This is a genomic window from Pedobacter sp. (assembly GCF_039594775.1).
Lineage (GTDB): Bacteria > Bacteroidota > Bacteroidia > Sphingobacteriales > Sphingobacteriaceae > Pedobacter.
On record NZ_JBCNMT010000002.1, the window covers coordinates 133,954 to 148,395 of the forward strand.

10 protein-coding genes are annotated in these 14,442 nt (G+C 38.2%); 5 read left to right on the top strand and 5 right to left on the bottom strand.

Annotated features, from left to right (window positions below; translation table 11 throughout):
- The first annotated feature begins 151 nt into the window (after nucleotides 1–151).
- The 4 genes from ABDV71_RS06745 (at nucleotide 152) to ABDV71_RS06760 (ending at nucleotide 7,606) form a co-directional block, all read left to right on the top strand.
- Entirely contained in the window at nucleotides 152–544 is a 393-nt protein-coding gene (locus tag ABDV71_RS06745) for a BlaI/MecI/CopY family transcriptional regulator (RefSeq protein ID WP_343531687.1), read from the top strand.
- 29 nt (nucleotides 545–573) lie between these two features.
- Nucleotides 574–2,187 carry a M56 family metallopeptidase gene (locus ABDV71_RS06750; protein ID WP_343531689.1) on the top strand — a complete coding sequence of 538 codons (1,614 nt, stop codon included), beginning with the start codon at nucleotides 574–576 and terminating at the stop codon, nucleotides 2,185–2,187.
- 26 nt (nucleotides 2,188–2,213) lie between these two features.
- Complete coding sequence (locus ABDV71_RS06755) at nucleotides 2,214–4,676, top strand: outer membrane beta-barrel protein (RefSeq protein ID WP_343531690.1); 2,463 nt, start codon at nucleotides 2,214–2,216, stop codon at nucleotides 4,674–4,676.
- 80 nt (nucleotides 4,677–4,756) lie between these two features.
- A complete protein-coding gene (locus tag ABDV71_RS06760) occupies nucleotides 4,757–7,606 on the top strand; it encodes a S8/S53 family peptidase (protein ID WP_343531691.1) in 2,850 nt (949 codons plus the stop codon).
- Between the two features lie 294 nt (nucleotides 7,607–7,900).
- On the opposite strand, the gene ABDV71_RS06765 is transcribed toward ABDV71_RS06760, so the two are convergent.
- Entirely contained in the window at nucleotides 7,901–8,476 is a 576-nt protein-coding gene (locus ABDV71_RS06765) for a thymidine kinase (RefSeq protein WP_113647218.1), read from the bottom strand.
- 94 nt (nucleotides 8,477–8,570) lie between these two features.
- On the opposite strand from ABDV71_RS06765, the gene ABDV71_RS06770 reads away from it, so the two are divergent.
- Nucleotides 8,571–9,716: a hypothetical protein gene (locus ABDV71_RS06770; RefSeq protein WP_343531692.1), complete on the top strand. Its 1,146-nt coding sequence runs from the start codon at nucleotides 8,571–8,573 to the stop codon at nucleotides 9,714–9,716.
- A 158-nt stretch (nucleotides 9,717–9,874) separates the two neighbouring features.
- Here ABDV71_RS06770 and rodA read toward each other — a convergent pair whose 3' ends face one another.
- Genes rodA through mreC form a run of 4 tightly spaced genes read right to left on the bottom strand, consistent with a single transcriptional unit; the run spans nucleotide 9,875 to nucleotide 14,441 of the window.
- Nucleotides 9,875–11,137, bottom strand: coding sequence for a rod shape-determining protein RodA (gene rodA / locus ABDV71_RS06775; RefSeq protein ID WP_343531693.1), 1,263 nt, complete (start codon nucleotides 11,135–11,137; stop codon nucleotides 9,875–9,877).
- Entirely contained in the window at nucleotides 11,121–13,097 is a 1,977-nt protein-coding gene (gene mrdA, locus ABDV71_RS06780) for a penicillin-binding protein 2 (RefSeq protein ID WP_343531695.1), read from the bottom strand. Before mrdA ends, rodA begins: the two co-directional genes overlap by 17 nt.
- Entirely contained in the window at nucleotides 13,097–13,612 is a 516-nt protein-coding gene (locus ABDV71_RS06785) for a rod shape-determining protein MreD (protein WP_343531696.1), read from the bottom strand. Before ABDV71_RS06785 ends, mrdA begins: the two co-directional genes overlap by 1 nt.
- The gene (mreC, locus tag ABDV71_RS06790; RefSeq protein WP_343531697.1) at nucleotides 13,602–14,441 is read right to left on the bottom strand and encodes a rod shape-determining protein MreC; all 840 of its coding nucleotides are present in this window, start codon (nucleotides 14,439–14,441) and stop codon (nucleotides 13,602–13,604) included. The genes ABDV71_RS06785 and mreC overlap by 11 nt, the downstream gene beginning before the upstream one ends.
- Nucleotide 14,442: the final 1 nt, after the last annotated feature.

Consider the following 14,442-nt stretch of genomic DNA (forward strand, 5'->3'; position numbering starts at 1 on the left):
TTGGTTTGCAAGGGGTTAAATATGACAACAAAAGGGCTCATTAAAGACAATATCCAAAATAAGCAGAATAATGTTCATAAAATTTGTTGATTATAAATGTTAAAAGTAAAGTAAGTCTTGTTTCGTACGAAAGTTATCCTACCTTTGTGTTATGGAAGAGAAGAAACCTATTAATTCAATCCCAGAACCTACCAGAGCTGAATTGGAAATATTGCAGGTGTTGTGGGAGTTTGGCCCTAGTACGGTACGTTTTGTAAACGATGAACTGAACAAACAGAGAGAAGTAAACTATACTTCTACTTTAAAGCAAATGCAAATTATGGCCGAAAAAGGCATACTTAATCGCGACGCTAGCCAAATGAAACATGTTTACATGCCAGTGCAAGCCGAATTAAAAACAAAAGGACAGTTGTTAGATAGATTTGTAGATACGCTTTATAGAGGCTCTGCTGCTAACTTAGTAATGCAGTTGCTGGATAATAAAAAAACATCGAAAGAAGAGTTGGAGGAAATTAAACGGTTGCTAGATGAACTTGAGAAATAGATAAAACCAATAAAAAAAGAACCACAGCTATGAAACTTAAATGGGTTAACTTTCTGCCACCTGACTTGATGGAAGCATTGTTCGGTACATTGCTCAATTCTTTATGGATAGGCTTAGTAACAGCTTTGTTTGCCGCATTATTTATTGTAGGGACTAAAAATAGTCGGCCAGTTTTGAGGTACAATTTGCTGGTAGCTTTACTAAGCGTGTTTTCTTTAAGCATGATTTTGGTTTTTGTACAAACCTTAAATAAGGTAAATATCATAACCAGTCTTTTCGGTTTTAATCAGTCGCAGCAGAACGCAATTTTTAAGTTCCAGCTGGATATTTTTGCTGCCTTTGATCAGTTTTTTGAAATTTTGAAGCATTATGCAGGTCCAATGATTTTGATTTGGCTCCTCATCATACTTTTTAAATCGATACAGTTGTTGGTTGGATTGCATGGTGTAAGCTATCTAAAAAGGACTAAAAACTATACGGCAGGCAATTATTGGGAGCAAAAAGTTGCTACGCTTGCCCGCCAGCTGAATATTAACCAAAGCATCGCTATCTTTCAATCAGGCTTGGCTAAAATTCCGATGGTGATTGGCCATTTCAAACCTGTGATTCTAATGCCTATCGGTTTGTTAAACCATTTAAGCTTAAACGAAGTAGAGGCCATTTTAAGTCATGAACTGGCACATATTAAACGCAGAGATTATCTGGTGAACATCCTTCAAAATATTATAGAAGTATTGTTTTTCTTTAATCCTGCAGTTTTATGGTTGTCCAAAATTATTAGAGAAGAGCGTGAAAACTGTTGTGATGATTTGGCTATTGCTTGTACAAATGATAAAAATGGTTATCTAAAAGCATTGGTTTCTTGTCAGGAATTCAGTCTGAACTCAACAGGTTTTGCCATGTCGATGGCTAATGAAAAAGGTCAATTGATTGCTCGCATTAGAAGAATTGCTTTTAATAACAGAACTACATTATCTGGTTTCGAGAAAGCTACTCTGTCCATTTCCTTATGCTTTTTTGTTGCACTAGGTGCAGCTTTTAAAATGGGCCAATCGTCGATTCAACATTCTTCATTGCAAAAAGAAATGAGCTACATTAATGGGTTAAACCATCAATTTAGAGAAGCAAAGCCAATCAATCAGCCAGTGCGTCATGAAAACTGCGACCCAGTTGGACCTTCTGCAATAAACTTAGGAGAAGCGGAAGCAGATGATGTTCCAGAATTAGCCGCCATAGTAGAAGTTGAACCCATTGCAGATTTGCCGCAAGATAAACCAGAAGAGCCTGTTATTCCAGTGAAGCCAGTTGCGCCAGTAAGAAATACGATATCTGTTAATCAGCCTATCTCCAATGTAATAAGTGTACCTGTGGGTGTTACCACCACTACAACGACCACTACCAGCACGGTTAAAGTTGATGGCAAAGTAGTAGTGCATATTGTACACGACGGTAATGATGCCAGTCAGGAGATACAAGACCAAATGATACAGGATAACCTAGTAGTTAAGGGCAAAAAAGTGAACTATACGCTTACTGATAATGAGATGTTGGTGAACGGGATTGCGCAGGATGCCAGTATACATCAAAAATATAGAGATAAATACATTAAGCGACCAGATATAGAGTATCGGATTAGTCGCTAAACACAAATAAACCTAAACCACTTTTAATGAAACTTCAACTTAAGGTTATTTTAACCTATGGGCTACTTATTGCCTCCATTTTTGCCTACGCGCAACAAAATGTGACGACGGTAATTAGCGGAAAAATTACGGATAGCAGTTTAAAACCCGTTGATTTAGCCACCGTAGCCCTATTCTCTCTTAAAGATAAAGACAGCGTACTCGTGAAAACTTCTTTCACGGAAGCAGATGGTAAATTTTCTTTTGATAAAATCCCAACAGGCAACTATCAAATTAGGGTGATGTTGGTAGGGTATGCTAATTTTAGAAGTCAGCCAATTGTGGTTGACGCAAGTCGTAACCTGATTGAACTTGGAGAGCTTAAGTTGGTAGCAGTTACCAAAACTTTAAAAGAGGTGAATGTGGTGGCAAAGAAACCTTTTGTAGAAAAAAAGATTGACAGGACGGTAGTAAATGTTGACGCTTTGATTTCCAATGCGGGAACTTCTGCCCTTGATGTTTTGGAAAAATCGCCAGGAGTAAGTGTTGACCAAAATGGGAGCATTAGCTTGAAAGGGAAACCAGGGGTGGTGATATTTATTGATGACAAGCCTAGTTTTTTATCAGGGGAAGAATTGGAGAGTTACCTGCGTTCCTTGCCATCATCTATGGTAGATCAAATAGAATTGATGACCAATCCACCCGCAAAATACGATGCTGCGGGGAATGCAGGAGTGATTAATATTAAAACTAAAAAGGATAAAGCAGTTGGCTTTAACGGTGCGGTAAATCTAAGTTTAACCCGTGGTAAAAAAACGCGATCAAATGATAGTTTCAACTTTAATTACCGAAAAAATAAGTGGAACGTTTTTGGAAATTTTGGCTACAACCTCAATAACAGTTTTACTGATTTAGATTTGAATAGAAGGTACAAAAAACCTGATGGCAGTACAGATTATTTTTTTAATCAAAATTCCTACTTTCAGCGACATGCCAATACTTTTAATGGACAAACAGGGGTCGACTATTACCAGTCTGAAAACACTACTTGGGGAATTTTATTGAGAGGTAATCTTAGAAATGCAAACAATGTAAACGACAATACCAGCAACCTCTTTAATCCGGCAATGGTAAAAGATTCTAGTATTGTTGCTAAAAACATGGACGATATTTCTTTTAAAAATGGTGGTGTTAATGCCAACTATCGTCATAAATTTGGTAAAACAGGTAAAGAAATCACTGCCGATGCAGATTACATTAATTACAACACCCGAACAGACCAGCACTATTTTAATGATACGTATTTAGGAAACGGCACCTTAAAATCACAAGATTTGTTGGAGGGGCAACTGCCAGCAAGAATAAACATTTACAGTTTCAAATCCGACTATTCGCAACCTTTGATGGGAACTTGGAAAATGGATGCAGGGGTAAAAACCAGTTATATTAAGACCAATAACATCGCTAGCTATTTTTATACTGCAAACAGCGTGACCACTCCTGATTACGATAAGAGCAATCATTTTGTATACAGTGAAAACATTAGCGCAGCTTATTTGAATTTGAGTAAAGAAGGCAGACGTTTTTCTTTGCAGGCAGGTTTAAGGCTCGAAAACACTATCTCTAAAGGTCACCAATTGGGCAACATCATGAAATCTGATTCGAGCTTTAGGAGAAATTATATTAATGCATTCCCAACTTTATATTTCTCTTATAAATTAGACACTACTTCTACCCATGAACTGGGTTTGAATTATGGAAGAAGGATAGATAGACCTGTTTATCAGGATTTGAATCCCTTCTATTCTCCATTGGATAAATTTACTTACTATGTAGGCAATCCATATTTAAGACCATCATTTACCCAATCTATAGAGCTTTCACATACCTATAAAAACAAAATTACTACAGCTTTAAGCTATAGCCACAGCAAAGACCAAGTAAATGAAACCATCGAAATCGTGAATGGAACTTATTTCAGCAGACCAGCAAACATTGGCAAACAGGAGGTGTATAATGCCTCTATCAATGCCAACCTTGATTTGACCAAATGGTTAGGCTTTAATTGGTTTGGACAATACACTTACATCCACTCGCAAAGTAATTTCTATACAGGCTTTTTGAATACCAAAGGCGGCTTTTTTTCGAGTAATGGAAACCTACAATTGAAACTTGATAAAGGCTGGAGTGGGGAGGTAAACTATCGATACCAAACTAAGCTGAGAAATGTACAGTTCGAAATAGGTAAGGTGTATGACATTGGCCTTGCTTTGCAGAAGAAGTTGAGCACAGCTAGTACTTTAAGAGTAAGCGCTACCGATATTTTCCAAACCAGAGCCATTAATGGGATTATCAACAACCTTAACTTAACCGAAGCCAATTGGCGAAACAGAGGTGACTTTACCTCGGTAATGCTTAGCTATAGTTACAGATTTGGAAAAGCAATCAGCAATTTACGTAGACATAATGCAGATGGAGCGCAGAGCGAACAAAATAGGGTTCGTAATTAAAATTGATAGATAGCTAGTAGCTTGTTTTTCTTGTCTTAGCACTTTATTATCAATATCTTCGTTTAAAGTTCGCCCATAGGATGAAGAAGAATTATCTGCTCGTTTTAGTGCTGGTTATCCTGTTTGCTTTTAGGCAGGATAACGGCCAGCTGCCTTTCAATAAATCAAAGTTTAAACTACCTGCGGGAGTTACTGAAAAGGATTACTTGCCCAATACTTTGGTCATTAAATTCAAAGCGGGTGCTAAACGCAATGCTACCACACAAAGTGCCGAAAAGCAGTTAAGTGCTCAAGGTATTTCGTTGACGATGTTTGAACCGATATTCAATGAAAGCTCAAATGTTGAACAACGTTCAGTAAGTAGTGAAACAGATTTTCATGCTGAAAGCTATTTTCGTGCAAAATATACAGGAACCGCTAATATTGAAAGTGTCATCAATACTTTACTGCAAGATGAGAGCATTGCCTATGCAGAGCCTAGTTATATCCACACTACTTGGTATACGCCTAACGATGCTTCTTATGGGACGCAATTTTATTTGCCACAGGTAAAAGCTCCCCAAGCGTGGGATGTATTAAAAAGTGCTTCAAACATAATTATTGGGATTGTAGATTCTGGTTCTGAAGTGACACATTCAGATTTAGCTGGAAATATCTACTTGAATACAGCAGACCCCGTAAATGGAATTGACGATGATGGTGATGGTTACATCGATAACTATTATGGCTGGGATTTGTGCGGCCAATCGGCCAGTACCATGATTCCCGATAATGATCCTAACGTAAAAAGTGCTGCTGCCGATCATGGCGTGCATGTGAGCGGGATTGCTTCAGCTGTATCAGGTAATGGTTTAGGCGTAGCAAGTATTGCTTATAATGCAAAACTTTTAATTGTGAAAGCAGGTGCGGATGATAACCCAACTTCAATTTATAAAGGTTATGACGGTATCAAGTACGCAGCCGATAAAGGAGCACAAATCATCAACTGCTCATGGGGTGGTGTAGGTGGCGGTCAATTTGGACAGGAGATAGTGAATTATGCCATTAGTAAAGGTTGTTTGGTGGTTGCTGCTGCAGGTAACTCAGGTAACGATATCCCCGTTTATCCAGCGGCATTTGAGGGCGTACTTGCAGTAGCCAATCTCGACCAAAATGATGTGAAGGCGGGTACTTCTAATTTTGGAACCTACGTAGATATTTCGGCTCCTGGAACGGGCATCTATAATACCATTTATGGAAATGCCTATGGTTATAAATCGGGAACTTCTATGGCAGCTCCTTTGGTTTCTAGCGCCGCAGCATTGCTCAAAGCAAAATATCCAGCTTATTCGGGCTTACAAATAGGCGAGTTATTGCGTACCACGGCTGATCCAGTAGATAGTAAAAATCCTACTTATGCTAACTTACTGGGCAAAGGACGGCTAAATATCTATCGGGCATTAACTGAGGCAGGCGCATCTGTTCGTTACCAACAGCTAACCATTAGTGACCAAAGCTTGGGAAACAGAGCACCTGGAACAGAAATAACCTTGCAGTTTGCGCTTAAAAACTTTTTAACGCCTGTGAACGGATTGAGCGTAAACGTGACAAGTAGCAGCCCTTTTGTACAAGTGGTAAATTCAACCATTAATGCTGGAAATTTCAATAGTCTAGAGACCAAAACCGGCTTAACTCCAGTTAAAGTAAAAGTATTAGCTACTGCACCAGAAAACCATAAGGTCATTTTTACCCTTAATTATTCGGGAAATGCAGGTGCATATACTGACGTGGAAAGCTTTGAGACCATTGTAGCACTCGATTATTTGAATGTAGCCGTAAATCAAATTAGTACCACGTTTACCTCCAACGGTAGGGTAGGTTATAGCAAAGCCAATGCTACGGCGGGTTTGGGTTTTATTTATAAAGATGAAAATATGCTTTATGAAGCGGCTTTGCTCATCGCCAAATCAGAAACGCAGGTGATGAATAATGCTCGTACAGATAGCTACTATAGTGAAGATTTTAGAAAGCAACAAATAGCAGGTATAGTGGCTAATACAACTGCTCCATTTGAAGGAACCAGTATTTTTACTGATGCTGGAGCAGCTAATCCCATTGGCTTAAAAGTGTTTTCTAGAGCATGGGCATTTAACACCATTACCGATAATAAGTATGTGCTGGTAGAATACGAAATTGTAAATACCAGCAATGGTGATTTGGAGAACATTTACACAGGTTTGTTTACCGACTGGGATTTAGACGAATCATCTGCTAATGCTACAGAATATGATGGACCAAACAAAACCGCTTATGTTTACGCGAAGAAAAATGCCTCTTATCCTTATGCTGGAATACGTTTGTTGAACCATTCGGCAGCACCAGCCTATTATCCACTATCCTATCAATTGCCTAATAGTTTTCTCTCCGATAATGTATTTAATACTTCAGAGAAATATAAAACCTTAACTTCCGGAATACAGGCTGTGGGTTTAGGTTACAATACAGCTAATGGTTATGATGTGATGTTTACCGTGGGAAGTGGACCTTATAAAATTCCTAAAAATCAATCGATAAGACTAGCTTATGCTTTTTTAGCAGGCGATAATAAAAGTGAATTGATGACTGTTGGCGATGCAGCACAAGTTAAATATACAGAAGTGAGCAAGAAGCCAATCAGTGTAGCTCCTACTGAATATGCTTTGGGACAGAACTATCCCAACGAAGGCAAAGCGTTCACTTATATTCCAGTAAACTTACCTGAAAAAACAAAAGTTGATTTGACCATTTATGATGTGATGGGCAGAAAAATAAGAAAAGTGACTGAAGGAACCATCGAAGCAGGCAGTTATCAGTTTTATGTTGATTTGAGCACTTTTGCTAGTGGGGTTTACACGTATAAATTAAACACGCCCAATTATAAGCAAGCCAAAAAAATGATTGTAGCGAAATAGCATGAGTTCGAGATGAGCTTGTGATTTTTCATTATATCCAGCTCTGGCAAAGGCTATTCGTTCTACTAAAACGGAACATGTTTGGTATACACTCTTATGTGCCTATGTGGTGGTATTTTTTTACCAGTAAAAGTTTCCAAAATGAACCACATAGGCGTATAGTAAACTCAATGGTATTAAAAATACCCTAATCGTAGTTAGCCGTGGATTTTTATTTATTTGTTTCTAAGGTTTCAAAGGATTTTCTTAATCCGAGCTCAGCGAGTTAAGGAATAACCCAAAAAGGAGTAATTGTTACCCCAGAGTATTGAAACAAGCTCTACAACGGGGTTCGTAGCTGTCTTTTTCGCCCAAAAGCACTCTTGCTTCGCTGGCTGCCGTACGGTAGGAGTAAACCGCTGGGCTACCACATTGCATGCATACCGCATTTACTTTGGTCACATGTTCTGCAATGGCCATAAGTGCTGGCATAGGACCAAAAGGTTTGCCTAAAAAATCCATATCTAAACCTGCAATTACCACCCTGATGCCTTTTTTAGCAAGAGCATTGCATACTTCTGGAAGCTCTTCATCAAAAAACTGAGCCTCATCAATACCTACTACTTGGGTATTGGCGCCTAGCAATAAAATAGCGGAAGAACTGTCTACAGGAGTAGATTGGATAGAATTCAAATCATGAGATACCACAGCGGTATCATCATATCGAGTATCGGTTTTAGGTTTAAAAATTTCTACGTTTAACTTAGCGATTTGGGCTCTTTTCAATCTTCTGATCAATTCTTCAGTCTTGCCAGAAAACATGGAACCGCAAATTACTTCAATACTCCCACTAAATTCTCCCCGTCTAAAATTTTGCTCGCTAAATAACATTGTAAAGGTATTTTTAGCCAAATATAAAAGATTTTTATAGTATTTTTGGTTATCAGTTATTAACATAAAACGCCAAAACTTTCGTTACAATATTATGATGAAACAAGAAGCTCTTTTCAGGAAACTAGGGAACATACTTAACGAATTGAACGACCAATATCAGTTTTTGTCTCAAAACCCTGAGCAATTGAGCGAACTGGAGCTGGAACTGTTTTTAGCAAACGCAAATTTCTTGGCAGACCATATCCAAATCATCAAAAAATTAAACCTGCCTTTTCAGGCTCCTTTAGCACTTACAACACCCGAAGCACAAGAAGAACCAACCATTGACGAAGAGATTGTTGATGAACTAAAAGATGTACAGCAGGTTGAAGCCATTACTTTTGGCAATGCTGAAGAAAAAGTTGAGCCCTCATTCAAGCAAGAGCCAATAGCGGAGGAGCCATCAAGCATTGTAGAAGAGAATAAAGAAGTGCCGAAGGTAGTGGAGGAAGTAGAGGTACCTCAAGTAATAGAAGAAAAGATTGAAGAAATAGCTCCTTTGGTAGAACATGAAAAAGAACTATTCAGATTAGAAGAAGAGCCTACCAAAACCTTCGAGTTTATATTAAATAGCGAAAGCTACACCGAAGAGGACAAATTTGATTTTGAGGAGAAAGCAGCCAATCAGTTGTTCGATAGGCCTTTGAGCAAAGAGGAAGAATTGATCTTAGAGCAGAAAAAGAAGGTAAAAGAAAATCTGGTTCGTAATCCTGAAGATTTGGAGGAAGATGAGATTGGACCAGAGCCTTTTTTGGTGCATAAAGAAGAAGAGCAACATGAGCTACCGAAGGCTATTGATAAGCCGATAATAGAGGAAGTGCTACCTGTGATAGAAACAATTAGTAAAGTGACTGTTGAAACCACAACCGTAGAAATTGAAACGGAATATAAACCTACGCTGAATGATATTCTAGCTGGGAAGAACAACGGCACAAGGTTAAACGAGACTTCTGGAAATAACATCACCGATTTAAAAGCAGCCATTAATCTTAACGATAAACTATTGTATATCAAAGATCTTTTTAACGGCTATAACTTGGCCTACGCCGAAGCAATAGATATTGCCAACAAAATGCCAAATTTTGATGCTGCGGATAATTTCTTCCAAAAGAACTACGCGGTAAAAAACAACTGGGCCGATAAACAAGCTACCGTAGATAAATTCTACCTGTTGTTAAATAGAAGGTTTAAAGACTAGGGACTTAGGTATTAGGAACTTGGGATTAGGTATTAGTGTGGAATTAGATGTCATTTTAATCCTTATGTACTAGTTTTTAAGTGTTAAATCGCTAGTAAAATACTAACCACTAACCACTAACTACTAGCCACTATCTACTAATCACTAGTTCCTAGCCACTAAATAAATCCCATCCTGTTCGAATCCAGTTTCAGGAAGATAAAAAGTAATATCGTAAAACTCCACAATGAGGAACCACCATAACTAATAAATGGTAACGGAATACCAATTACGGGCATAATTCCAATGGTCATCCCGATATTGATAAAAACGTGGAAAAATAAGATACAGGCGATGCTATAGCCATACACTCGCGAAAAAACAGAGCGCTGCCGTTCGGCCATGTTCACAATGCGTAGCAATAAAAAAGAGTAGAGCCCAATCACTACAAAGCAGCCTATAAAACCCCATTCTTCTCCTATCGTTGAAAAAATAAAATCGGTACTTTGCGCAGGTACGTAGCCATATTTGGTTTGTGTACCCTCTAAATATCCTCTGCCGGTAAGTTGTCCAGCGCCTATTGCAATTTTAGATTGGATTACGTTGTAGCCTGCTCCCCGGTTATCAGTCGTCAATCCTAAAATCAATTCTATACGGGTACGTTGGTGAGGTTTTAATACGTTTTCGAACAAATATTTGGCTACAAATAAATAACAAATTGCAATTAACGTGATGATACCAATGTTAATTACTTTTTGCATTCTTTTTCTTGCATTATAAGCAAATAGTCCTCCAATAATTAAAATAGAAATAATGAGTAAAGAAGGGGACACAAATAAATTAAGGATGAACAGTAATACAGCACCCCAAAAGATAATTAGCAAATTGCCAGGTAAACCCTCCCTGTAAAGTGGAAACATGAAAGAAAGGAATACCAACATAGAACCCGCGTCAGGTTGCAACATGATCAACGTCATGGGAAGTACAATAATAGCAGCGCAAATTAAAATGGGCTTTAACGAGTTTAATTTTACGTTAAAGGAGCTGATATACCTAGCCAATAAAAGAGCTGTCCCAAATTTGGCAAATTCAGATGGCTGTAACCTAAAAGAACCGATAGGAATCCAGGCTTGGTTTCCACCTACATTTCTGCCGACTACTAAAACCGCTAATAGCAATATAATGGTTGCTCCATAAACAATAGGCGCAAACACGCTAAAAAACTTTGACTCGAACAATAAGATGGATAACCCCAAAACCAAAGCAGAAATGATAAAAATCAACTGTTTTCCATATTCAGTAGAAAAACTAAATGCTTCCGCCTTATCAGGGTCATACCTTACTGAAAATATATTGACGAAGCCAATGGTACATAAGGCCATGTAAATCAATATGGTGATCCAATCAACATTAAAGAAAAATCTGCTATTCTGTTGTTGCATTGTTTTTAGGTGCTATGGCTACTTTGTTGAATTGGTGATTTGCTGCGGTCGGTTTTAATGGTGTTGTTTTTTTCGCGGTGTCTATTTTGCTGGTATCTGCTTTAAGTTTCTGTTTAGGTAATTTATCTTTTAAAACAGGAAGCAAATTGGCCGTTTTATATTGGTCAATGGTAGCGCCGTTAATTCTTCTGCCTTTTAAACTATCCGTTAAGTATTTTTCTGTAATGAAACTCGCTATTGGCGCAGCGTAAGCACCACCGTAGCCACCATTTTCTACAATTACCGCGATGGCAATTTTAGGATTGTCACGAGGAGCAAAACCGATAAACACCGAGTGGTTTTTACCATGAACGTTTTGTACGGTTCCTGTTTTACCGCACATCAAAATATTTGGAATACGTGACTCTGTCGCTGTTCCAATGGAACTGTTCACGGCATCCTGCATCCCATCAATCACGGGTTCGAAATGCTTGGCGTCAATGCCTACATAATGCTTCTCTTTATATTTTGGGTCAATGTGTTTATCATTGCCAACTCCTTTTACCAAGTGGGGCTTAACATAATAGCCCCTGTTGGCTATAATGGCCATAATATTGGCCATTTGTAACGGTGTGGTGGTCACCTCTCCCTGACCAATGGCAACCGATAGGATAGTAGTATAACCCCAATATTTACTATAGCGTTTGGTATAATCTTCGGCCCTAAATAATTTATAGGCACTTTCACCAGGGAAATCAATTCCTAACGTGTCTCCAATGCCAAATTTTCGTACTTTTTCTTGCCATTCATCATAAGCCTTATGCTGATTTTTTCCTCCTTTTTTCAGCATCATTTTAGCAAAAATGCTATAGAAATAGGTGTTGCAAGAACGGGCAATGCCTCGGCGAAGTGCAATATTGCCATCCACATGTTCACACTTAAATTTGCGGTTACCTGCCCAATAATAACCAGGGCAGTTAAAAGTAGAATTTTCATCTACTACGCCATCTTGTAGTGCAATAAGAGCATCTAAAGGTTTAAATGCCGAACCAGGAGAATATCTTCCTTTCAGCGGACGAATAAACAAAGGACGGTAGGGGTTCGAAAAAATCTTCATGTAATTGTTCCCGGTTTCACGACCAACCATCAAGTTTGGGTCGTAGCCTGGGCTACTTACGAAGGCTAATATTTCGCCGGTAGAAGGCTCAATGGCAACAATACTTCCTACTTTGGTCGTTAAAAGCTGTTCGCCTAATTTTTGTATTTCAACATCAATGGTAGTGGTGAGCTGCTCGCCAGCAATGGCTAAAGAATCAAATTTTCCATCGGCATAACTTCCCTGTGCTACATTGTAGGCATTATAGAGCATGTTTTTTACACCTTTAGTACCCCTTAGCTCAACCTCGTATTGTTTCTCTAAACCAGATTTTCCAATATAATCGCCAGGTTTATAATAGCCTTGATACTTTTCTATTTCTCTTTGGTTGGCTTCCCTAATATAGCCTAGTAACTGCCCGCCTATGCTATCAGGGTAATAACGAATAGTCCTTTTCTGAACATCAAACCCTTTATAATTTGCCATGCGCTCTTGCAGGGTGGCATAAGTTTGTATAGAAAGTAGCTTTTGAAAAATAGACGCTTGATATTTAGATTGTACAACGGCCTTATGAAACTTCTTTCGGAAATCTTCCATCGTAATCCCAATGATATTGCAGAGAGAAAGCGTATCAAAAGGTTTTACTTCGTTGGGTGTAACCATTAAATCGTAGGTAGGTTGGTTTTGCGCCAATACTTTACCTTTGCGGTCGGTAATAACACCACGGGCAGGATAAATGAATTTTTTACGTAATGCGTTGTTGTTGGCATCTAGAAAATATTTGTCGCTGACTACCTGTATATAAAAGAGCCTACCTAGCAAGATAAGCGCAACCAGTACAAATAAGCCCTGCACAATATATTTCCTATTAAACAATTGGTCCATTAAGCCGATTTTCTATTATGGAAGATAAACTCAACCAGTAACACGGTAAACAGTGTAAATACCACGCTCAATAAAGTTCTTCCTAAAGTATAAGTTAGTGAGGTAAATTTAAAAGCTTCCAGGAAAAACAATACGACATGATGAGCAAAAATACACAATACCGCATACAAAGAAAACCACCTAAAGCCCATATTTCCTAAAGAAGGCTCAGGTTCATCGATAGAATCTCTGTTTAAACTCACAGAAATGAAGAGGATTCTTACAAAGGCCAAAGCAATACAAGCACTTGTATGTACACCTAACGTATCATAAAAAGAATCAAGAGTTAGGCCTGTAAGAAAAGCAATGGTATATAATAAAAGGTTTGGAATGTGAAAAGGCAATACCAAAATGAACAAAACATAAATAAAAGGCGTAGATAGATTATAAAATGCCATGTTACGCAACAGGAAAATCTGTATGAATAACAGCACCACCCATCTAAATATATTAACTAATATAACTCTACCGTTCATTTTTTACCTCTGGTTGTAAAGCTTTTACTTCCTCTGCAAATTTATCCTTAACCACGTAAACAAATTGCAGCGTACTAAAATTATTAAACAATGTAATTTCCAAGGTCATAAAGCTATCGCCCGTGCTCACATTGGTGTTGGTTACTTTCCCAACTTCTATCCCTCTCGGGAAACCACCAGAGCCTGAGGTAATGATTGTATCACCAATTTTTACCTTATAATGGTTGGGAATTTCTTTTACGTAGGCCTTGCGATAATCGAAGTTATTGTCACCCCAAACTAAACTGCCAAAAGCATTATCCTTTTTGAGCACCACACTAATTGCTGTCTCTTGGTTAAGCAACGGACGTATCGTAGCAAAGTTTTCGGATACATTTTGCACGAAACCAACCACACCTTTCCCTGGCGAAATTACAGCCATATCTTTCGCAATCCCATCCTTAGTTCCTTTGTTAATGGTAATGACGTTGTTCGTCAGTGTTACTGAATTTTTAAATACTTTGGCCGCAATAAGCGTATATTGTTGATGGTTAACACTGTCTTTTACTCTAGTGATTTGTGTGCTATCTATATTGGCAATACCAAGCAATTGCGTTTTTAAAGCGGCATTTTCGGCGGCTAAACTATCATTCACTTGTACCAGGTTTAAATAACGCTTAATTACATTAAGCCTCTTATAGGCAGTGCCAACAATTTCATTGGTAGAACTAAAAGTAACGCTGCGCTGATAGGAATTATTCCTAATCGTTAAGATGATCCCAACGGCAAAAAAGATAATAAAGAAGAAAAATGCGTTATATCTGCTAAGAAAAATCCAAAGGTTACGCATT